Below are 21,195 nucleotides of genomic sequence, written 5' to 3'. Positions count from 1 at the left end.
GGGGATGGTTTGGTGGTTGGATGGTTTACGACTCAGTGCTTGAAGGAAAAACACACGAAAGGCTAAGCAAAAAAATATTTTACTATTTTCACGGGATGCCATCAAAAACACGTCTGGAAATAGTCATTCGAGGAGCAAGGACGAACAACCTGAAAGACATTTCGCTGCGTATTCCACACAACAAGTTGATTGCAGTGACTGGAATATCAGGCTCAGGGAAATCTAGCCTTGTTTTTGAGATCATTGCCAAAGAAGGACAACGCAGGTATTTTGAAACGCTACCTTCTTTTTCTCGGCAGTTTATGGGAAAATTGAGCCGCCCGGAGGTGGATGAGATTGAAGGACTTTCTCCCGTGATTGCGATTGGGCAGCGTACGACAGGAATGCATGCGCGTTCTACTGTTGGAACAATGTCGGACATCTATGATCTGTTACGCTTGCTATTTGCAAGGGCAGGAGTCACAGATAAGAATATCGAGCTTTCTCGCGCCCTCTTTTCGTTCAATTCAGCCGTTGGTAAATGTAAACGTTGCAATGGCATTGGTAAAGAAGAACAAATAGACCTTAACCGCCTTATCGTTTTTCCAGAAAAATCAATTCGAGAAGGAGCACTCGCGCCAACATTACCCAATGGGTATATCATGTATTCTCAAGTGACGATTGACGTTCTGAATCAAGTGTGTGAAGCTGAAGGTTTCAATGTCGATATTCCGTGGAAGGAGCTGACCGACCAGCAACGCAAGGTGGTTTTGTATGGAAGCGATAAGATCAAAGTACCTTTTGGTAAACACAGTCTTGAATCACGGTTGAAATGGACAGGAATCAAGGCCAAACCACGGGAAGAAGGACATTACAAAGGAATGATTCCGATAATGTCTGATATTCTCAGAAGAGATCGGAATGCCAATATTCTCAAGTACGTGCGTGCGGTAACCTGCCCATCGTGTAATGGTACGCGATTAAATGACGATGCCCTAAGTGTTACCGTTCAAGGGAAATCAATAGCAGAAATTGTGACCTTGGAACTGAACGCGCTTAAAACGTGGATTCGGTCAAATACCTGGGAAGGTGTAGCGCATGAGATTATCAAAAAAATAGAGGCTCAAGTTGATTTATTGGAAGACTTGGGCTTGGGGCATTTGACCTTGGATCGTTCCTCGAAATCGCTTCGTGCCAGCGAGATTCAGCGTATTCGAGTGGCCAATCAAATATTGGTTCCCTTAAGTGATGTGCTTTACGTTTTTGATGAACCTTCTATAGGGTTACATCCTGAAGAAAACGAGCGCTTGATTTATCATTTTAAACAACTGGTCAAAAAAGGGAACACAGTCATTGTTGTAGAACATGATATTGACACCATTACCAATGCCGATCATATCATAGAAATTGGCCCAGAAGCTGGCGTCAATGGGGGCGAACTTATTTTTAATGGTCCATTTTTAGCGTTTTCGCAAAAGGAGGAATTGAAGGAGGTTAGTCCGACTTACCGAGCAATTAAGTATAACCACACAGACTATAATCGCGCAGAGTCGCAGAGACGCAGAGGTTTAATTTCAGGCGATTTGCAATCGTCGAAAATTGCTGATGAAAATTCAAAAGCAGAAATTGGTTCGATTCGCCTTATCGGATGCCAGGAACGAAACCTGAAAAACATTGACGTTGAATTTCAGCTTGGAAAGCTCAATGTTGTCAGTGGACAATCAGGTACCGGAAAATCTAGCCTGGTAAAAGGGACCTTACTCAAAGTAGTGCGAGAATGCCTGGAGATAGACGCCGATATCCCCGCCAAGCTGGCCCGCCATGAAAATATTGATACCATTAACAAACTGATCTTTATAGATCATTCCCCCATAGGGAAAACACCACGTAGTAATCCTGCTACCTACTTAGGATTGTCAGATCATATTCGTGATCTCTACGCTAGTTTACCTGAATCAAAAGCGCAAGGATTCACCAAGTCTCGCTTTTCATTCAATAACAAAGGAGGAAGGTGTGAAACGTGCCAAGGTGCTGGAAAAACACAGATCGGCATGCACTTTTTAGGCAATGTAGACTTGGTATGTGGCACCTGCAATGGTGATCGATTTAATAAAGAAACCCTTCAGATAAAGTACAATGGATTGTCTATTGCGGATACCTATAAATTATCCATCAATGAAGCCATAGCCTTTTTTGACGGTCATAAAAAAGTACTGACAGGGCTCAAAATACTACAAGAGATAGGACTCGGCTACCTAACGCTGGGGCAGTCATCAACCACCCTTTCGGGAGGAGAAGCGCAACGTATTAAAATTGCCAACCAGCTACAGAAAAAGGATACCGGAGACACCTTATACGTGATCATTGAGCCAAGTATTGGCTTGCATCACGATGATATCAAAACGCTACTCCTATTGTTTGACCGCATCAAGCAGAAAGGCAATACCATCGTTTGTATCGAGCAAAGCGAAGCGATTATTGGCTGGGGCGATTGGCATATTGAACTCGGCCCCAAAGGTGGTGCAAACGGAGGTGAAGTTGTTTACCAGGGGATTCCAAGGGATAATCGCGCAGAGGCGCAGAGACGCAGAGGTTTGATTGCTAATGATTTGCAGTCATTAGCAATCGGGGCTAACAAAACTGAGCAGACCGTCTCACTAGATAGGCTTGTTCACAAGGAGATCATTCTGAATGGAGTAACGACGCACGGCCTTAAAAACATTGATGTTCGTATTCCTAAGAATCAGTTGACTGTCGTCACCGGGGTTTCAGGGAGTGGAAAATCATCATTGGTATATGATACCTTGTTTGCCGAATCCAACGCCCGCTTTACGGAGTCCTTATCTACCTACAACAGGAGTTTTCTTCAACAAAATAGTGAAGCAAAAATCGCTTCCTTCTCTGGTTTAGGCCCTGCTATTGGGATCAACAGGAAGGGAGGAACGCCTTCCAAGCGATCAACGGTGGGTACACTTTCAGGCGTGTATGATGCCTTCAGGTTGTTGTATTCCAGGATAGCGCAGCAGGAAGGAGAAACCTATACGGCTCAGCACTTTTCCTTCAACCATCATTTGGGTGCATGCCCGGAATGTGAAGGCCTCGGTATACAACGCAAATGCAATCCCGATGAGGTGGTCATTGCTCGGGAGAAGTCCATCTTTGAAGGTGCGCTATCCGTGAATAAGGCTGTTGCTTATTATGCTGATAGGAATGGCCAATTCATGGCAACACTCAAGGAAGTAGCCAAACAGCTCCAACTGAATATCGACCGCCCTTGGCTGCAACTGGAAGAGGAGATAAAGGAAATTATCCTGTACGGAACCGGCGATGCCGTATGGAATGTCACTTGGGATTTTACTACTAAATCAAGAACCGGAACACAATCCTTATCGGCAAAATGGCTAGGGTTCTGCAATTATATCGATGAGGAGTATCAGCGGAAACGCCATAACAAGAATATCAAGGCTTTAGAGGATTTACTTCATGATGTTGTGTGTCCAACCTGCCAGGGAAGCCGATTAAAACCGGAATTAGCAAACACAAAATTTCTAGGAAAAAGCATTCATGAGCTTTCTCAATTGAGCATTGTCTCGGCCCTTGAATTTATGGAGCAAGTAGATCACAAAGTAGATCCGATTGTTTTGGCCATCAGTAAAGCTGTCTTGCCAGCAGTCACCACATCCTTGAAGACCATTGTTGACCTTGGCTTGGGATATTTAAGCATAGATAGAACGGTGAGTACGCTTTCCGGTGGGGAACGACAGCGGGTTACGCTCGCGGGGCAATTGTCTACCCACCTGTTTGGTGTCATCTATGTTTTGGATGAACCCACCATAGGGTTAGATAAAGAGCAGGTAGCCATTTTATCAAAAGTATTAAAAAGTATTGTTGCGAATGGCAACACCGTGGTCGTAGTTGAGCATGACCCATCTTTCATTCAAAATGCTGATTACCTGATTGAAATGGGGCCAGGTGCCGGAGATTTAGGAGGCGAGGTAATCTACCAAGGAAAAGTTTCCGCCATTACCGATGCGAAGCATTCCGTGACCTATCAATTACTGCAAAAACAACTACACCCTCTCGTTAAGAAACACAACAAAAACGGTGCTCCCTTTGGCGTAAAAGGAGCGTTTGCCAATAACCTTAAGAATATTGATGTAAACTTTTATGCTCGGCAAATAACCGCTATCAAAGGTGTTTCCGGAAGTGGAAAATCAAGCTTAATTAAAGAGGTGTTGTATCGTTCCTGGTTGAAAAACCGCCCCGTTGGCTGTACTTCCGTAAATGGATTGGATCAGTTTGAAGAGGTGCTGCTCATTGACCAGGAGCCGCTGAAACAAAGCAGATCGAGCACGCCTGTTTCCTATACCGGCATTCTCGAACAGCTAAAGACCACCTTCTCAAAAACAGATTCTGCAAAAGACGCCGGATGGAAGAAAGCTGACTTTTCCTATCAAAGCAAAAACGGAAAGTGTGGCACTTGTGCTGGCCTTGGAAAGCTGAAAACCAGCATGGATTTTATGAGTGATATCTGGCTTACCTGTGACACTTGCAAAGGAATGCGCTACAATGAGGCCGTTCTGGCGTGCAAATACAAAGGTCGCTCCATAGGCGAAATATTACGCATGACCGTGCAAGAAGCCATTGTTTTTTTCGATACAGGAGCTATTGTAGAAAATTTAAAGATTCTAAAGCAAGTAGGAGTAGGACATTTACGATTGGGCCAATCGGGCAACACCTTATCCGGCGGAGAAGCTCAACGCTTGAAACTAGCTAAATCATTGATGCAAAAACGAAAAGGTACCAGGTTATACCTTTTCGATGAACCGAGTACGGGGCTCCATTATTTTGATATCTTACAATTAATCACCGTTCTCCAATCGATTATTGATAGTGGCGACACCCTCCTTTTCATTGAGCACAATAGCATCTTGATCGACGCTGCCGACCGGGTGATTACGCTTGGGCCGGGTAGTGGCGTGATGGGTGGAGAGGTGGTTTGAGTTTTTTAAACCAGCTCAGATATAGCTCCTCAATTCCCCAAAGTCCGTAATTATCACATCGGCATTCTCTAAGGTTTGATCTGCGGCCATTGGATTTCTGTATCCAAAGACAAAAATTCCGGCATCATTAGCGGCTTTAACCCCATTGTCGGAATCTTCGATAACAATACAGTTTTCTTTGGGGGTGTTTCCTAAAACTGCGGCTTTTTCAAAGATCTCTGGATGTGGTTTGGATTCCTTTAAGTCTGCGCCACTGATCTTAGCCGTAAAGTATTGATTCAGGTCAAATCGGTTAAACACACGATCAATATTTACCATCGCAGAAGAAGACGCCAGTACTAAAGTCATCCCCTTGTTGTAGAAATACTTGATAATCTCCTCTACGCCATTTACCAAATGTAAGGTTGGATCATTCTCAAAGAAATCAACATAGCGCTTGCGTTTTTGTAAAACCAACTCGTTCGGGTCTTCCTTTAAATCAAAATGTGCTACCAGTTTCTGAAAAGCATTTATGGTAGAAGACCCCGTCAAGGTTTTGTACAACTCCTCCGACACCTCTAGACCTAAAGAAACAAAGGTTTCGTAGTACGCTTTTTTATGGAGTAATTCGGAATCGATAATGACACCATCCATATCAAACAAAACACAGGTTATTTTTTTCAACATCCTTTCCTTGTTCTTTTCTTCAATTTAAAAATTCGATCTTCATAATAGCCTTTTAGTTCCCCCACAAAAGCCAAGGGGTTTTCATACTCGGTAACAACTTTATAGAGATGATCATTCTTAGCAAGATCAATATCTTTTTCTAGTGGCGGTATCCGTTTCCTTTTCACTCTTGATGAATTTCATCATAGGCCCTTGCTCCGTGCGCAAAAGGCTGCCGACAATGGCCTCAACACCTGGCATTGAGACTTTAGCCTTTCTCTTACTCTACTGCACAGTAATCTTAGCTGTCCCTTTTTCTTTACCGTTATCCAATTGAATGAAATAACTTCCTGAGGGCAAAGGGCCAATATCAATTGTAAGAGTCGTGTCCCCGATTACTACAAATTCTTTTTGTTGACTTAAAAGATGACCATTTAGGTTATACACTTTTACGTTTACAAAACCATTTCCAACTGAGTAGAAAGTAATATTCAAATCACCTGACTTTACAGGATTTGGGTAGGGTATAAATTTAAGATCAAACCTGAGGATTGAATCATCAATGGAAGATGTCATCCCGTCGTTCTTGTACAGTTTCGCAATTGCCTCGTCTAGACTGTTCCACCCTGTAATGAGAACATCATCTTTACCGTCGCCGTTTACGTCCGAGAAGGCGATAGAACTAAACATAACACCGTCAAAAGGAATGTCCGTTATTTCGGTGAAATTACCCAGCCCGTCGTTGGTGTACAGTTCCGCAATTCGCTCATATGAAATATTTTCTCCTGTAATGAGAACATCGTCGTTGCCGTCACCATTTACGTCCGAGAAGACGATAGAACCAAAACTAACGCCTTGGAAAGGAGTACCTGTCATTTCGGTAAAATTGCCCAGCCCGTCGTTAGTGTACAGTTTCGCAATTCGTTCACTATCAATAGGTGGCTCGTTCTGTCCAGTTATGAGAACATCATCATAGCCGTCACCATTCACGTCCGAAAAGGCAATGGAACTTGCCCTTACACCTTCAAAAGGGGTGGCCGTCATTTCGGTAAAATTACCCACCCCATCATTGATGTACAGTTGCGCGATTTGCGCGTCCTCAATAAATATACCTTTCGATCCCGTAATGAGAACATCGTTGTTGCCGTCGCCATTCACGTCCGAAAAGGCAATGGAACCATCAGCAACGCCGTCAAAAGGAATGTCCATCATTTCGGTGAAATTACCCATCCCATCATTGATGTACAGTTTCGCAATTCGCTCGCTCCCAAGAATTGCACCTTTCTGTCCCATAATGAGGACATCATCGTTGTCATCGCCATTCACATCAGAAAAGGCAATGGAACCATCAGCAACGCCGTCAAAAGGAATGTCCGTCATTTCGGTGAAATTACCCATCCCATCATTGATGTACAGTTTCGCAATTGCTTCGTTTAAACTGTTCTGCCCTGTAATAAGGACATCATCGTTGCCATCCCCGTTCACGTCCGAAAAGGCAATGGAACTTGCTATAACGCCGTCGAAAGGGGTTCCCATCATTTCGGTGAAATTGCCTGTCCCATCGTTGGTATACAGTTTCGCAATTCGTTCATTTAAGCTGTTCTGCCCTGTAATAAGGACATCATCGTTGCCATCCCCGTTCACGTCCGAAAAGGCAATGGAACTTGCCATAACCCCGTCCAATTCAAGGGCGATAGATATCTCCGTAAAGGTTTGGGCTGAAAGAAATTGTGTCAGAATAAAAAATCCACAAAGTAAATTTAATTTCATTTGTTTTGATTTTGCTTGTTAACAGCAATGTCTTTCGATACATGCACAACTCAAAGGAGTGCTACGCCCACTCCCCTACATTAATTTCTCACCCATTCATCCTTTCTAGCTCAGAATAGGAGGTTTGATAGAAGCTATCGTAGAAAAACGCATTTCCTTCGTTTAACCTAACAACTAAAGTAAAGTTTTTTCGGTATTTCGTTACCAATTTTGAGACGACCTTAAACCATTTCTTTGAAACCTTCAATATAAAACCATCCCCAACTCCTAATCCTCGTACCCATTCCAGCGCCGCCAGATAGATACCACCAGTCGCAACGGCAAAACGCCACAAGTAATCACTGCGCCTACACCAAACAAAAGCATTTCACTCTTGATGAATTTCATCATAGGCCCTTGCTCCGTGCGCGGAAGGCTACCGACAATGGCTTCAACGCCATTCTCATCCAAGAAGGTTTGAAAAAGATTGATCTCCTGAACCAATAGAAAGGCGATAAAAATACACAGGAAGATAATAGCGACCTTGATATTGCGCCACGTGGCCAAAAAGGTATACTTCAAAAAGAAAATGTAGCGGGTAAAGGTGACCATCACCAGAATGAACACCAAATTGGGCCAAAGGAATTGATAATCAGGTAATTTGTAAAGAATTGGGCCTAATATTATTGCAACAATGATAGCCGTAATGAGCCACCATACCAATTCCAAACGAGCTAGTAGCGCGGTATTTTTTAACATGAAGTCTTAGTATTGTACTGTTCCTTAATTTCAAAAGAAAAGACAAAGCTACTGTAGGAAGGTTCATTTCCCTAGTAAGTAATCGTTTTATTGATTCTTTATTAGTAGTAGAGCGGTGAACCCACACAGAAAACTACGTAAAACCCTGGATGAAAATTCATTTCACCTTCAACAAAAAGACACAAACAGCTGAAAAACAGCAATTAAAACAATTAAATAAACAATATTTTTTAAAAAACATCTTACCTTTGTGACCCGAACAAAATACGGCCGTCTTAAAACCGTAACGAACAAACACACACCAGTTTTTTGATTTTCCCCAAAAATCCAAAGAAGTTTTATAATCCCACATCGCTAACGATGATGTACCCCATCGTTAGCATTTTTTAATACCAGCCCTAACAATAAAACAGAATTAATTTTTGTAGGTTAACTACAAGGGGGATTCGAAGGGAGCTGTCTCAGCTCCCTTCTTTATTTTAGAGCCTGTCTATCTTTTCTGCTGGTCGCGTGCTATTACATCATTGATCTGACTCACATTCAAATTCTTCGCTATAATCTTCCGATCTGGCCCTAGCAAATAAACCTCAGGGGTAACATTTACGTAATAGGTTTTATAAATCGCTTTATTCGACGGATCAAAAACATTGGTCCAGCGCATTCCTGTTTTGGAGATATAATCTTTCCACAGCGCATCTTCCGTATCAATGGCGATCGCGTAAACGTCTACTAAAGCTGGCGTTTGTTGCTGCCAACCTCGGTACAAATCAACCAACACAGGTGATTGCTCCTGGCAGTGCTCACAGTCAGGATTATAGAGATAAACAACAATGTAGGGCGCCTTGAGATCATAAATAGACTGCTCCTGGCCTTTCTCATCGCGGGCCTTCACATTAGGGCCCGGCTGCCCTACCAGGCTATTTGCCATTTCATCGGCCCGCAATTGGAGGGCATAAACGTTGGTAGAATCTGACCAAAATGCTCTTTCGTAAGTGAAGTGGTTCTGTACCATGTGTACAAAAACCGCCTCCGAATCCATGAGCGTCGTCTTGGTCGGTTCATAATTAAGCGCTACGTAATTGACAAAATACTTGTAGTACTCTGAGTTTTCTAATGTAGGCAAGCGCTCGACAAGCCGCTCTAAAGACAGAATGATAGAGTCTGGTTGCTGCGGCGTAAGCTCTTCAAAATAGCGCTTGATTTTATTAAAGATCACCGGCGTATTCATCAAGCGCTCATCAGAGAAATCAACGTTATCCCAAAATTCCATCCGGTAAGCGGTCACCTGCGCGTCGTTGGGTAGCTCGCGGCGCAGTTCAGGATTCTGGCCCGCCTGCTTAAACTTGACGAAAAAGGAAGTAGGGTAGGTCGCAAATACTTCATCCAGATAGCTTTTACGGTCGGCTATCAATTGTTGGCGTTGTTTTTCGACGGTGGTGTATTCCGGCGTACCCTCTGTAAGCGTTTTTAGTTGCTGCGATAAAGGGCTTAAAGCAGCTTGGTAGGTCGTTTCGTAACGGAGATTATCGTAAAGCAATTGGTTGTCCACGCTACCTTCTATCTGCATCCCCCCCTACCAAGTCATTTACCTGAGTGGACAAAGTGAAGGTTTGGTCTTCCGCAATGATCATTTGAAAATTGGCATTATTGGAAAGCAAAACAAAATATATGCCCTGCCGATAAGGCTCATCTTTGGTAAACGTTACACTACCATTTGCATCAGAAGTTGCCTCATCTACTAAAAATTGCTGGTCATTGAGCATACCTACCAGCCGCACCGTTCCAGCACCGAGGCCTGCTACATTGATGGTAAAGTTGCCGTTTTCGGCGGCCATCGTTGCGGTAGACTTTGCCTCCGATGTATCCGCAGCACTGCATTGCCAACAAAGGCAAGCAAAAAGGCTCAATAAAATTGTAGTCATCAGGTATTTCATGCTTTGTTGTTATTTGCGCAATTTCTGGTGTGCGAGAAAACTTATATGGCTCATATTAATCAAGCCGAGCACTGCCACTCTATGCTGCAAAAATAAACGTTAAAGCTACTTTTGCCTTAGGATTGGGCAAAAAATAAACGGAGACTTCCTTTTTGTACGGTTTCTTACCTTTGCTCCCATGAAAGCGAAAAACCTCGCCGAAATTTTACCGGACATCAAGGCCTTAGCCAAGCAGGAGCGCAAAACGAACCGCAAATACTTCGCCCGTATTGGCAAACGCCCACCGCGAGAGCTTGACGCAACCGTCAGTGAGCTCCACGAAGAAGTCTTCCAGGAGATGGATTGCTTGGCTTGCGCCAATTGTTGCAAAACAACTAGCCCTATCTTTCGAGATGTAGACATCGACCGAGTGGCCCGTCACCTGGGCATCCGTCCGGCAGCGTTGGTAGATCAACATCTGCACTTGGATGACGATGGCGATTATGTACTCAACTCTTCTCCTTGCCCTTTCCTTGGCGACGACAATTACTGTAGCATCTACGAAGCTCGTCCACGCGCTTGCCGTGAATATCCCCATACCGACCGCAAGAACTTCCATCAAATTTTGGATTTAACGTTGAAGAACACCAGTGTTTGCCCCGCTACTTTTAGAATTGTGCAGCGGCTGCGGGAGGTATTGCCGGGGTAAAAGATTAGTGCGCAAGGCTGCTACAGCCCAAAAGTAAAATAAAACCTAACGTACTTTCTTCTTCAGAAAGTCATTCTTCCATAGCACTTGTTCCACAAATCATAAAAACCGCTTATCTTTGCGAACGAACGTTCGTAAATTATTAACAATATGCAGTTACAGCACTATATCGAGGGCAAATGGGTAGGTCCCAATCAGGAAGAGTTTACGCAATTTGATGCCTCGACGGGTGAAGTGATCGGCAGTTGTTCCACTGCGGGCCTGGAGTTTGGTGACATTCTCGATTATGCTCGCAAGACAGGTGGGCCGGCGCTGCGCAAGATGAGTTTCCGCGAACGGGGGCTGATGCTGAAGAAGTTGGCGCTGCACCTCAATGACCTACGTAAGAAATACTACCCACTCAGTTACCAAACGGGCGCTACCAAAGGCGACAGCTGGGTAGATATTGAAGGTGGTATTGGCACTTTGTTTGCCTACGCCAGTATGCGCAAACAGCTGGGTGATCAGCGTTGGTACGTTGATGGTGAAGCGGCTCGCCTTTCTACGGAAGGAACGTTCATTGGCACCCACGTGATGGTTCCTCGTCAGGGCGTAGCTATCCACATCAACGCGTTTAATTTTCCTATTTGGGGAATGCTGGAGAAAGTAGCCGTCAATTTACTAGCAGGCATGCCAGCAGTGGTCAAGCCTTCTGAAATCACCAGTTTCCTTACGGAAGCGATGGTGCGCGACATCATTACTTCGGGCATTTTGCCAGAAGGGAGTCTGCAACTTGTACAGGGCTCAGGCGTAGGTATTTTGGATACCGTGGGCAGCCAGGATGTGGTCACCTTTACTGGATCTGCGGCAACAGGGCGCAAACTCAAGGGGATGCCCCGGATTACAAACGAGGCTGTTCCTTTCAACATGGAGGCAGACAGCTTGAATGCAGCAATATTGGGCAAAGACGCGGCTCCTGGCACCGAAGAGTTTAGTCTCTTCATCAAGGAAGTTCGCCGCGAAATGACCACCAAAGCGGGGCAGAAATGTACGGCTATTCGCCGGATCATTGTCCCGGAAGAATACATTGAAGACGTACAAATAGCGCTTGGCCAACAACTGGCGAAGACAACGATTGGCGACCCTCGCAACGAAGGCGTACGTATGGGCGCACTGGTAAGCAAGAAACAGCAGCAAGTTGTGAGAGAACGCGTGCAGCAACTGTTAAAGTCCAGTGATTTAGTCTACGGGCAATTGGATGATTTCGAAGTTTCGGGCGACCGTGATAAGGGTGCTTTTTGTACGCCTATCCTGCTACGTAATGATAAACCATTTGAGCAGAAGGCTACCCACGATATTGAAGCGTTTGGCCCGGTGAGCACGCTCCTCCCCTATCGCGAATTGGACGATGCGATTGCGTTGGCCAACCTGGGTAAAGGCTCGCTGGTAAGTACCATCTGCACCTACGATGCCCACACGGCGCAGGAGTACCTTTTGGGTGCTGGCGCGCAGCACGGTCGGATACTGATCCTCAACCGTGAAAGTGCCCCCGAGAGCACCGGCCACGGATCTCCCATGCCCTTGATGAACCACGGCGGACCGGGGCGGGCCGGCGGTGGCCAGGAATTGGGTGGTATTCGTTCTGTCAAGCACTATTTACAAACGGTAGCCCTCCAGGGGCACCCTACGATGCTTACACAGGTGACCCAACAGTACCAGCCCGGTGCTGCCCGTACGGAGAGTGATATCCACCCATTTCGCAAGCATTTTCAGGACATCAAGATTGGTGACACGATCACTACGGCTAAGCATACCGTCACCGAAAATGACATTGGCAATTTTGCCAACCTCACCGGTGACCGTTTCTACGCTCACGTAGATGCGACCTCGCTGGAAGGCACACCTTTTGAACAGAAGGTAGCTCACGGCTACTGGGTGCTAAGTAAGGCTGCCGGACTCTTCGTTGAGCCTCGCAAAGGTCCTGTTTTATTGAACTATGGCCTGGAGACTTGTCGCTTTACCAAGCCCGTTTACCCCGGTATGACCATTGGTGTTTACCTTACCGCCAAGGAAAAGATCGAGCAGCAAAAACGTGACGATGAAGATTACCGCAAAGGCATCGTAAAATGGTCGGTGGAAGTTTATGACGAGACCAATGAGACGGTAGCGATTGCTACTATTTTGACGATGGTGAAGTTGAGGGAGTAAGGGGGTAAAGGTGGAAAAGTGTAAGGGTCGGCTGTCCAATCTGGCTGGTAATTCAGGTTACGCGTGGCTTTAGCCCGCAAGGAGTTCTCTCCGTTCTAGGGGTGCGGGCTGAAGCCCGGCAACCTGGCTGAGGACAACTCTCTACCTGGCAATTTAGCCTGTCAAGAAAGCGCTAAAATCCGTCGCATCAGAAAAGCACCAGATTGGGCACCCTAGGTGTAAGGGTGTAGGGCTAGTCAGTCATAGGGGTTGAGATTTATTCCTACTGCGAAACAAGCTCTAAGGAACTATTTTTCTGCTATTTTCGTATTATAAACCATACAAAACTCTTTCTCTGACACTGAGGTTATCTAAAACTTAGGCACCCTCTTTAAAACCAACCCTATTCATGCGTTATTTATTACTATTCCTCTTCCTGGGAACAGCCCCTGCTTTATGGGCAAACACCGAAACTGATAGTCTAAATCTATCAGAAGCAGAACAGGATGCCTTTTACCTCGCGCTCTATCAAGCTTACCTCGACAGTGTTGCACAAACTGTTGATTACCGTACAGATACTGTTCTTCTTGGCGACAACCTTGCTATTTTGCAGGTTCCTGTTGGTTTCAAGTACGTAAATCCAACGGATGCGGAGATGATTTTGACGGACATCTGGGGTAACCCTCCTTCTTCAGAGTCATCACTGGGAATGCTTTTCCCCCTTGAAGGCGGACTCAATGACCTTGATGGTTACGGTATCAACATTACCTATGCTGACGAAGGGCACGTAGCCGATGATGACGCCAAAGATATTGATTACGATGAACTCCTGGAAAGCCTCATTGAGGATACCGCCGCCGAAAGCGAATATCGAGAAGAGCAAGGATATGGTACCGTGCGAATGGTCGGCTGGGGCAGCCCCCCTTTTTATGATGAAGCGACTAAAAAGCTACACTGGGCCATGGAGCTGAATTTTGACGAAATGGAAACCAATACGCTCAACTACAGCATTCGGGTCTTGGGCAGAGAAGGCTACCTCGTACTGAATGCCATTGGCGAGATGGAACTCCTGCCAGAGATCAAAGAAAACATTAATGGCATTCTTGCCGGTGTGGAATTTGAGCCTGGCCAACGCTATACCGATTATCGTCCTGGTGTAGACCGGCTAGCAGCCTACGGCATCGGTGGATTAATTGCTGGTAAAGTACTCTTGAAAACGGGCCTGCTTGCCTCTATTGGCATCTTCCTATTAAAAGCATGGAAGCTCGTGGCCCTTGCGGTAGTTGGCTTATTTGCCGGTATCCGGAAATTTATGGGCAGAGGAGGGTAAGGGTAAGGTATTTGGTACGAAGTACTTGGTATAGGTTTATTGATGCTATTGAGGACTCATTCTGTTTGACTCAACTAGTTGTAAATTGCCTAAAAACTACGCCGCGTTATCAGTATTAGCTGATAGCGCGGCGTTTGTATTTTCAGCCCCAAGGCATCTTCTATATTGGGGTAAAAAATTACTTTATAATACTTCTAACTTCCAAGGGGATATTTGATAAAATGCATTTCTGAGTTGCACCAACAAAGCATCAATGGCGGCTTCGTCTGGTTGTTCTGGGAGCGTGCTGATTTCGTAAGCAGCGGTAACTTCTTCCATTTTTTTGTGCGCTCGCTCAATCAATGCGTCGTATTCCCATTCACCTGACCGAATCGTCAATAGTTCTTCCCGATTGGGGCGTTCTACAATCACTTTTCCTTTCGTCAATATCTCCACCGCCATATCCAGCAGGCGAAAAGTGTGCATCATATTCTTGGAGTCATAGTTTTTCCCGTGCTCGATATTGTTTTCATAGCGGGCGTTGTTCCGGTTCTCTACCCACTCCCAATAGTCTCGATAATCTTTACAGTAGGTAGCATAGCCGTCTTTATTGAAATAAAGATACGCTCGGGGCTCCTCTCCTTTAGGAATGCTGCTCAACCTAACAGAGGTAGCGTTTTCTTTCTTTAGAACACCTTGATATCCCCCCCCTACAAACAATCCATAAACATCCTTTGCATGCGGAACACGAACAAGGCCACACTGCTCTTGCCTTAGATTATTCTTTATCAACCATTGCTCCAAAGACAGAGAACCTTGCCCATGTAAAACATAACAAAAGGCCAGAATCGTCTTACGCTTTTTGTCAACTGGATTAACGATTTTCTTATTCAAGCCTCGTGCTTTCTTGATTTGCGTAAACGCAAAACCACCAAAAGTACCCTTGCAGCGCTTAGATAAAAACAGCTCAGGATGTAATCCATTCAACAAGGGGTGCCGAAACAACACTTTTGCTGGTGGCGTACCCAGCATTTCCAGCATATTAGGGTTATTCTTTTTGAGTAATTCCAAAAAGCGACCTAGTTCATAGTAAACAGTATCGTTTGTAGCATCAGCAACCTGTGGTACATATTCAAAGCTATAGAAATCCCTCTGAGGCAATACAAATACGCCCTTGATGTCTGTATCAGAGCCAGGCACGTCCAATCCATAAGCCTTGCTTCCTGAGATGCATTCATAGACAATCAACCCTCGTTCTTTCAATTCATCAATGGTCATTTCCAGGTATTTGTTAGAACTTCTCGAAAAAACACATTCAAGGGTTCCTTATCTATAAGAGGAGACTTTGGCAATTCGATATTTTTCACCTCTTCTAATCTTTCCATCAGGAAGGCTACCAAGCTTGGATCGGGTACGTAGTGGTAATCTTCATTTACTGTTGCCTTTCTTACAATCAAATCCTTTATCATGGTCTTGATGTTGGCTTCAGCTACAATTTCCAGCAAACCTTCCAGGTGCATCGGTGGTACCGTCCTTTTTCGAGCAATCCACTGCGCAGCCAAAACAGGACGGATAACATAAAACATTTTTTTAAGTTTCATCTCCTCACCATCCTTTACCGCCAAGCTATTGTGAGCAATGCCTCGATAATGGTTCAATGCGTTTACTGGCCGAAAATACTCGCGTGCAAAAGCCAGTAGCTGATCGCGAAAACCGAGCTCCTCCATATACACTACAGGTGACTGTGCCCACTCAAAAGGTGTCGCATTAGACCCTGCCAACAAGCGCAATGCTTTGCGGATATCCCAGCCATTGACATCGAGCAGCTTCCCTTCAAAATAATCAATATTGTCTTTTCCTTCGTTGATAGAAAGGTACCACTCAGGTTTCCGTATGTAGATAATGCGTACATCATAATCACTATCCGGAGAGGCACAGCCCCAAGCCCGGCTACCGCTTTCTACCGCCATCAGGATTTTTATTCCCCTCTCTTTTTCCAGCTCCTTCAAATGCTGAACGATCGTAGTGGTTTCCATTTTACTGATAATTTAATCGATTCCTCAACGCTACTTACAGGCGAGGAGTTCCCTAATANAACGTGAGGCTTGGCTTTTTGTATTCCTAAGAAGCGAGAAGTACCAAGACAAGCCTCACAGTATTAGGTACGTAGTACAGGGTACAGGGATTTGTCAACCCTAAATTAGACATTATACCACGTACAGCGTATCTGCTGGTAGATAGGCGTAACGGTTTAAAACAAACGCTCCTGTTAGTCTGAGGGCTACAATGAGCCTTCCGTTTTTTATCTCTATCTCTTGTTATAGTGATCCTTTCGGTAAATAATAACTATAAAACTAGTGCGCAGGCCTGTAGGCCGAAGCACGCCGCACGGAGGAGGAGGACAAAGGACAGCAGTGGTACCGAAGGTAGAAACGAATGGCCTGGTGCCGAGGAACGAAGGCATGGCCCATGATCAAACTGGGAAGGTTACTTTTATTCCAGACGCACGGAATAGACTATCCCATCCAGGATGATGTTGAAAGTCCAGCGAATTTTCTTCACTTTTAACACAATCTTCACTTTTGAAGGCCCAACGCCTGGTTGGGCTGCTGCTGTCTTACCAAGTGTAAGTTCTTTCTGTTCATTTACAAACCCTATACAACCTAATGACTATGCGTAACCTAATTGGAATTTTGTGTCTTGCCTTTCTTGCTTTTTCTTGTGATAAAGAGAATGTCACGATACAGCCTGCACCCCCTAACAGTATAGCCTTAGAGCTCCATGCTATTGTCATCTGTGGCAGTACCTATGACATTGGCGACGAAAGTGCCGAAGATTGGGGCCAACGAATTGTTGACCTCGTCACTGCTGATGGCATTACCATTCTTAGTTTCGAGCTGGACTTTATAGAAGTTGAACACCCTGGTTTTTGTGGCAATTGCTCCCGTACAGGTGACATTCTTAAAGTCATTGCCGCTGAAGAAGATGAAGATGCTTTGCGAGCCTTGGGTTTTGAAGGCTAAACGCTCAAGAATTTTATACCAGACGTTTAGATGTGGAACGCCAACTCCGATACTTTCGTGAGTTGGCGTTCTTTTTTCTTTGAAGAAACAGAGAATTATTCGACCTTAAACGTCTCTCGATCACGACCTACTCCCGTAATGGTCAATGACTTCCATGCCTTAGGCAAATGGCCTTTGCCCTGAATGATTCCTTGATCCGTAATCTCTAGGCCACCAAAACCGAATAATACCGTTTGCAACATCCCTCCTGCTCCCGTAGCAAAATAGGGGTTGGTACCACCAGCTGTTTCTGCCAGTACACCAAAGGGAGGCACCTCGTTGGGTTGATAGCTTTTATTGAATAAACGGTAAGCTTCTTCCGGTTCGCCAAGGCGTGCGTAAAGCGTTGCTAAAACAGCTACCGACATTGCAGGGCCACCTGGTGCCATCTTGGGTTCATAGTAAGCCAGGTCTTGGCGAATTCGCTTTTCGCCCTGAACAATATCCATGGGGTAGGCTAGCAAGTTGGCGTCAGCCTGTTTGATAATTTCGCCAGCATAAGTAGCATTCTCGCGCGTCGTCCCATCAGCGAACTGAACGATGGGGATATTTTCTGCGACATGTGACCAATCGGGGTCAGGCGTAAGCCCTAATTCAACAGCAGCCTGCACCGTATAGCGGAGAACGGTGATAGCCATGCCATTGGTGTAGGCGTTGTTGTCGATATTTTCCAGCCACTCATTGGCACCAATGACATTTTTGATGTCATACTGTCCGGGGCCAGTACGTTCTACCCGGCTGGTCCAGAAATCAGCAACAGATTTCATGATGGGCCAACCACGATTGCGTAGCCAATCTTTATCGCCAGTCACTTGGTAATACTTCCAACAAGCCCAGGACACATCGCCAGAAATATGGTGCTGAAAAGGGCCGGTAAGTGCCCAAACCGGGGTGTCTTCCGTGCCATCATCAGCCGATTCCCAGGGATACATAGCCCCTTCGTAACCATGTGAAAAGGCGTTTTGTTGAGCTGCTCCTAGTCGATCATAACGGTATTCCATCAGTGATTCTGCCATAGCGGGTTGCATCGCCAGGATAGGAGGATACATCCAAATTTCAGTATCCCAGAATACGTGGCCATTGTACCCCAGACCAGACAAGCCCATCGGTGAAAGGCTGTAAGAGGTACCGGCGCGTGCAAAAGAGTACAAATGATACAAGGCAGAACGCACGGCCCGCTGGGCGCGCAAGTCTCCCTCGATGATGATGTCACTTTCCCATAGTTTATCCCATGCTTGCTGATGACGCATGAGTAGGCGGTCTTTGCCTTCAAGCATCGCAAAAATAGTAAGTCGTTCGGCCTCGTTGTGGGGATCTTCAAACTGACGGCTGGCGCAGGTAGACCCTACCACACTGAAAGAATAGCTTTCGCCAGCCTTGAGTGGTTTCCTAAATTTGGTAAGGTGCCGGTTATAATCCCAATCTTCGTGGATCAGGTCGGGCTCATGGCCATGGCCCTCTTCAAAGATAAAACTCACTGACGCTGCCACTTTTTGCTTCCCTGAAGGGCTATTCGCCACAGAAGTCATGAGCGGCACCATCACATGAGGCCGATCGATCTCGGCATAATAGTTACGGACATCCCCCAAATGATCAGGTGCTTCGATGGTACTGGTCGCCGTAAGTTCCAAATTACGTTTGGCCTTTACCTCTACGATACTCATGGCAGTATAAGGCAAATGCCGAAGAGACATTAAGCGGTGCGTAACTTCCAAATCGGTGCCCACCGTGAAGGTAGTCACGAGTTGTGCTTTTTTCATATCTAATACTTGGGCGAAATTGCTGATATCGGCTCTACCGATACGGCGGCCATCAATATCTAAGTCCAAGTTCATGTGATTGAACGTCTTGAGGATATTGGACACACGGCCACGTTGGTAGTAATCGTAAACGCCATTGAGTACAACATCCTGCACCTTCATCGGCTCTGGCGACGATACCAGTCCAACCACACCATTGGCTACAGTGATCCCAAAATAATGGTTGTGGTCTATATCTGTGGCGGGGATATGCCAGGGGGAGTTGGTAAGGTCTTGTGCTCCGATCGCATTCCACAGGAGTATCCAGCTTATTATCAGGTAGATTTGCTTTTTCATCATTCTTTTTTGTTGCTTTAAAATAGGAAGAATTGAGTAAATCAATCAAGAAGAGGCCATTCATTTGGGATCACCTCTTTAAAGATAAACAAAAAATACTTTTTCAATAAATTAAAAAATTATTGTTTTTTTTTATTTACATTTGTATTCCAGTAAAGTTGACTACTTTACTAAAAATCGAAGGTCACTACCCTTTCATTCGTCCGAAAGGAATTCAGAGGTTTTTAATTCGCATTGCTTGGCTGTTCTCACTCTTGAGAGCAGGTATATTCGCGTGCCCATTCGTCAGAATGGCGAGGGGTGTTCCGGCGGTCCGGACAGCTGGGAGGGCCCTCCCACTTGAGGGCGCTATGCCCAATACTGAACACTACAAGTCGCCCACTCGGGCAGCGAGACAGCCTCTTCCATTCTTTCCGGCTCCTCTAAAATGGTACTCAGAACAGTGGTGATTCTAAAGGTTCTCAGAAGCATTTTTTACTAATAATTCCGCTACGATTTCCGGTAAAATGCCGAAAATCCAGCTAAGAAGTAGTAGGTTCTTTAGAAAAATCAGACCTTTACTTTTTATTATACCGATTCAACAGCATTCATGAAGGTTGCAATTATTGGAGGAGGAGCAGCGGGCTTCTTTGCGGCCCTGGCGGCCAAAGAAAATCATCCGACAGCGACGGTTACTGTTTTCGAAAAATCATCGAAGCTCTTAGCCAAGGTCAAAGTCTCGGGAGGTGGCCGTTGTAATGTTACCAATGGTTGCAGTACTATTTCTGAACTCATCAAGGCTTATCCCCGAGGCACCCGGCAACTTAAAAAGGCCTTTCGGATATTCAGTACGCAGGATACCATGAACTGGTTTGAGCAACGAGGGGTGCCCCTCGTCATACAGGAGGACAATTGCGTTTTTCCAGAATCTCAAAGTTCACAAAGCATCATTGATTGTTTCCTCAAAGAAGCTCGCCGCTTGGAGGTGAACATCAAAACCAGCTATGGCGTAAAAAAGCTACAACAGCAGGAAGAACAATGGCTGTTGAGTTTTCTGAAAGAAGACCAAGCACCAGAGGTATTTGATAAAGTAATTGTAGCCACTGGCGGCTCACCCAAACGCAGCGGCCTGGCATGGTTGGAAGATTTAGGCCATAAGATAGAAGAGCCCGTTCCCTCCTTGTTTACTTTTAATATGCCTGGCGAAGCAGTACGCGAACTCATGGGAGTAGTGGTAGAGCCAGCACTCGCCAATATTCAAGGCACCAAACTCAAAGCCGATGGCCCACTGTTGATCACCCACTGGGGCATGAGTGGCCCGGCCATACTAAAGCTTTCGGCCCACGGTGCCCGCATCCTCAGTGAAAAAGATTACCGTTTCAATGTACAGATCAACTGGACGGCCAGCAGAAATGACGATACTGTCCGTGACGACCTAAAAAGTATTGCCCGTTCGCACCCTAAGAAGAACGCAGGAAATCTTGCTCCCTACGACCTCCCCAAGCGACTCTGGCGTTTTTTGCTTACTAAAGCGCAGCTAACCGAAGATAAAGTATGGGGAGAAATCGGTAAAAACGGCATCAACAAGCTCGTTTCCCTGCTCACCAATGACGTATACGCCGTGCAAGGCAAAACTACCTTCAAGGAAGAGTTTGTCACCTGCGGCGGCGTGAGCCTCCAAGATGTCGATTTCAAAACCCTTCAAAGCAGGGTTTGCAAAAATCTTTACTTCGCTGGCGAAGTACTTGACATTGATGGTATCACTGGCGGTTACAATTTTCAATCTGCCTGGACGACGGCGTTTATTGCTGGGAAGTTGGCCTAAG

The 21,195-nt window shown here is 45.5% G+C and carries 15 protein-coding genes; 6 read left to right on the top strand and 9 right to left on the bottom strand.

Annotated elements, in window-relative coordinates; all coding sequences use genetic code 11:
* Nucleotides 1-95: 95 nt before the first annotated feature.
* On the top strand, nucleotides 96-4,982 hold the full coding sequence (locus A3EU_RS0109360) for an ATP-binding cassette domain-containing protein (RefSeq protein ID WP_020535891.1): 4,887 nt from the start codon (nucleotides 96-98) through the stop codon (nucleotides 4,980-4,982).
* 15 nt (nucleotides 4,983-4,997) lie between these two features.
* Here A3EU_RS0109360 and A3EU_RS0109355 read toward each other — a convergent pair whose 3' ends face one another.
* From A3EU_RS0109355 to A3EU_RS0109325, 5 genes are all read right to left on the bottom strand, one after another.
* Nucleotides 4,998-5,648 (bottom strand): HAD family hydrolase, encoded by a 651-nt coding sequence (locus A3EU_RS0109355; RefSeq protein ID WP_020535890.1) that lies wholly within the window; start codon nucleotides 5,646-5,648, stop codon nucleotides 4,998-5,000.
* A 264-nt stretch (nucleotides 5,649-5,912) separates the two neighbouring features.
* Nucleotides 5,913-7,397 carry a T9SS type A sorting domain-containing protein gene (locus A3EU_RS0109345; protein WP_020535888.1) on the bottom strand — a complete coding sequence of 495 codons (1,485 nt, stop codon included), beginning with the start codon at nucleotides 7,395-7,397 and terminating at the stop codon, nucleotides 5,913-5,915.
* Nucleotides 7,398-7,664: 267 nt separating this feature from the next.
* On the bottom strand, nucleotides 7,665-8,135 hold the full coding sequence (locus A3EU_RS0109340; protein ID WP_020535887.1) for a hypothetical protein: 471 nt from the start codon (nucleotides 8,133-8,135) through the stop codon (nucleotides 7,665-7,667).
* 490 nt (nucleotides 8,136-8,625) lie between these two features.
* The gene (locus A3EU_RS0109330) at nucleotides 8,626-9,702 is read right to left on the bottom strand and encodes a redoxin domain-containing protein (protein WP_020535885.1); all 1,077 of its coding nucleotides are present in this window, start codon (nucleotides 9,700-9,702) and stop codon (nucleotides 8,626-8,628) included.
* The gene (locus A3EU_RS0109325; protein ID WP_020535884.1) at nucleotides 9,686-10,069 is read right to left on the bottom strand and encodes a hypothetical protein; all 384 of its coding nucleotides are present in this window, start codon (nucleotides 10,067-10,069) and stop codon (nucleotides 9,686-9,688) included. Before A3EU_RS0109325 ends, A3EU_RS0109330 begins: the two co-directional genes overlap by 17 nt.
* A 178-nt stretch (nucleotides 10,070-10,247) precedes the next feature.
* On the opposite strand from A3EU_RS0109325, the gene A3EU_RS33585 reads away from it, so the two are divergent.
* From A3EU_RS33585 to A3EU_RS0109310, 3 genes are all read left to right on the top strand, one after another.
* Nucleotides 10,248-10,757 carry a YkgJ family cysteine cluster protein gene (locus tag A3EU_RS33585; RefSeq protein WP_071596855.1) on the top strand — a complete coding sequence of 170 codons (510 nt, stop codon included), beginning with the start codon at nucleotides 10,248-10,250 and terminating at the stop codon, nucleotides 10,755-10,757.
* Between the two features lie 150 nt (nucleotides 10,758-10,907).
* Complete coding sequence (paaZ, locus tag A3EU_RS0109315) at nucleotides 10,908-12,944, top strand: phenylacetic acid degradation bifunctional protein PaaZ (RefSeq protein ID WP_020535882.1); 2,037 nt, start codon at nucleotides 10,908-10,910, stop codon at nucleotides 12,942-12,944.
* A gap of 388 nt (nucleotides 12,945-13,332) precedes the next feature.
* Nucleotides 13,333-14,253: a DUF2167 domain-containing protein gene (locus A3EU_RS0109310; RefSeq protein WP_020535881.1), complete on the top strand. Its 921-nt coding sequence runs from the start codon at nucleotides 13,333-13,335 to the stop codon at nucleotides 14,251-14,253.
* Between the two features lie 183 nt (nucleotides 14,254-14,436).
* Here A3EU_RS0109310 and A3EU_RS0109305 read toward each other — a convergent pair whose 3' ends face one another.
* Together A3EU_RS0109305 and A3EU_RS0109300 are read right to left on the bottom strand one after the other, a co-directional pair.
* Nucleotides 14,437-15,510, bottom strand: coding sequence for a DNA polymerase beta superfamily protein (locus A3EU_RS0109305; RefSeq protein WP_020535880.1), 1,074 nt, complete (start codon nucleotides 15,508-15,510; stop codon nucleotides 14,437-14,439).
* Complete coding sequence (locus A3EU_RS0109300) at nucleotides 15,507-16,268, bottom strand: nucleotidyltransferase domain-containing protein (RefSeq protein ID WP_020535879.1); 762 nt, start codon at nucleotides 16,266-16,268, stop codon at nucleotides 15,507-15,509. Before A3EU_RS0109300 ends, A3EU_RS0109305 begins: the two co-directional genes overlap by 4 nt.
* 636 nt (nucleotides 16,269-16,904) lie before the next feature.
* On the opposite strand from A3EU_RS0109300, the gene A3EU_RS0109295 reads away from it, so the two are divergent.
* A complete protein-coding gene (locus A3EU_RS0109295) occupies nucleotides 16,905-17,255 on the top strand; it encodes a hypothetical protein (protein ID WP_044085638.1) in 351 nt (116 codons plus the stop codon).
* A 95-nt stretch (nucleotides 17,256-17,350) separates the two neighbouring features.
* Here the strand turns inward: A3EU_RS0109295 and A3EU_RS0109290 are convergent, their stop codons facing one another.
* The gene (locus A3EU_RS0109290; protein ID WP_020535877.1) at nucleotides 17,351-19,390 is read right to left on the bottom strand and encodes a kojibiose hydrolase; all 2,040 of its coding nucleotides are present in this window, start codon (nucleotides 19,388-19,390) and stop codon (nucleotides 17,351-17,353) included.
* A 348-nt stretch (nucleotides 19,391-19,738) separates the two neighbouring features.
* Complete coding sequence (locus A3EU_RS35255; protein WP_281169151.1) at nucleotides 19,739-19,861, bottom strand: hypothetical protein; 123 nt, start codon at nucleotides 19,859-19,861, stop codon at nucleotides 19,739-19,741.
* A gap of 118 nt (nucleotides 19,862-19,979) precedes the next feature.
* On the opposite strand from A3EU_RS35255, the gene A3EU_RS0109280 reads away from it, so the two are divergent.
* Complete coding sequence (locus tag A3EU_RS0109280) at nucleotides 19,980-21,194, top strand: BaiN/RdsA family NAD(P)/FAD-dependent oxidoreductase (protein ID WP_020535875.1); 1,215 nt, start codon at nucleotides 19,980-19,982, stop codon at nucleotides 21,192-21,194.
* The last annotated feature ends 1 nt before the right edge of the window (nucleotide 21,195 follow it).

Origin of the sequence: Lewinella cohaerens DSM 23179, assembly GCF_000379805.1 — a bacterium.
Classification (GTDB): Bacteria; Bacteroidota; Bacteroidia; order Chitinophagales; family Saprospiraceae; genus Lewinella; species Lewinella cohaerens.
The sequence above is the reverse complement of the archived record's forward strand: the minus strand, read 5'-3'. Positions and strand labels throughout refer to the sequence as shown.

Bases quoted from the DNA above. Each gene is read 5' to 3' on its own strand.
- A3EU_RS0109360 (WP_020535891.1), top strand. From the start codon at position 96: ATGCCATCAAAAACACGTCTGGAAATAGTCATTCGAGGAGCAAGGACG.
- A3EU_RS0109355 (WP_020535890.1), bottom strand. From the start codon at position 5,648: ATGTTGAAAAAAATAACCTGTGTTTTGTTTGATATGGATGGTGTCATT.
- A3EU_RS0109345 (WP_020535888.1), bottom strand. From the start codon at position 7,397: ATGAAATTAAATTTACTTTGTGGATTTTTTATTCTGACACAATTTCTT.
- A3EU_RS0109340 (WP_020535887.1), bottom strand. From the start codon at position 8,135: ATGTTAAAAAATACCGCGCTACTAGCTCGTTTGGAATTGGTATGGTGG.
- A3EU_RS0109330 (WP_020535885.1), bottom strand. From the start codon at position 9,702: ATGCAGATAGAAGGTAGCGTGGACAACCAATTGCTTTACGATAATCTC.
- A3EU_RS0109325 (WP_020535884.1), bottom strand. From the start codon at position 10,069: ATGAAATACCTGATGACTACAATTTTATTGAGCCTTTTTGCTTGCCTT.
- A3EU_RS33585 (WP_071596855.1), top strand. From the start codon at position 10,248: ATGAAAGCGAAAAACCTCGCCGAAATTTTACCGGACATCAAGGCCTTA.
- paaZ (WP_020535882.1), top strand. From the start codon at position 10,908: ATGCAGTTACAGCACTATATCGAGGGCAAATGGGTAGGTCCCAATCAG.
- A3EU_RS0109310 (WP_020535881.1), top strand. From the start codon at position 13,333: ATGCGTTATTTATTACTATTCCTCTTCCTGGGAACAGCCCCTGCTTTA.
- A3EU_RS0109305 (WP_020535880.1), bottom strand. From the start codon at position 15,510: ATGACCATTGATGAATTGAAAGAACGAGGGTTGATTGTCTATGAATGC.
- A3EU_RS0109300 (WP_020535879.1), bottom strand. From the start codon at position 16,268: ATGGAAACCACTACGATCGTTCAGCATTTGAAGGAGCTGGAAAAAGAG.
- A3EU_RS0109295 (WP_044085638.1), top strand. From the start codon at position 16,905: ATGCGTAACCTAATTGGAATTTTGTGTCTTGCCTTTCTTGCTTTTTCT.
- A3EU_RS0109290 (WP_020535877.1), bottom strand. From the start codon at position 19,390: ATGAAAAAGCAAATCTACCTGATAATAAGCTGGATACTCCTGTGGAAT.
- A3EU_RS35255 (WP_281169151.1), bottom strand. From the start codon at position 19,861: ATGCTTCTGAGAACCTTTAGAATCACCACTGTTCTGAGTACCATTTTA.
- A3EU_RS0109280 (WP_020535875.1), top strand. From the start codon at position 19,980: ATGAAGGTTGCAATTATTGGAGGAGGAGCAGCGGGCTTCTTTGCGGCC.